Consider the following 249-nt stretch of genomic DNA (forward strand, 5'->3'; position numbering starts at 1 on the left):
GGCTCAGCACATTGCCGAACTGCGGGTTGCTCTGGCCCCAAATATCGCGCGTGAAGATATCGGCGCGAAACGCGAAAGCGGCAATGACCACGAAGATCAGCAACGGCACGATTTTGGCCACGGTGGTGACCAGGTTGATGAAGGCTGCTTCCTTGATGCCGCGCAGTACCAGAAAATGCACGGCCCACAGCAGCACCGATGCAGCGATGATGGCCGCGGGGGTGTTACCTTCGCCGAAGATCGGGAAGA

At 59.0% G+C, this 249-nt stretch carries 1 protein-coding gene; it reads right to left on the bottom strand.

The window, feature by feature from the left end; all coding sequences use genetic code 11:
- Positions 1-249 (bottom strand): amino acid permease (locus J5M56_RS26065; protein WP_207938198.1); only part of this gene is annotated, 249 nt, incomplete at both ends.

It is taken from the genome of Pseudomonas sp. 51_B (genome assembly GCF_017491595.1).
Lineage (GTDB): Bacteria > Pseudomonadota > Gammaproteobacteria > Pseudomonadales > Pseudomonadaceae > Aquipseudomonas > Aquipseudomonas promysalinigenes.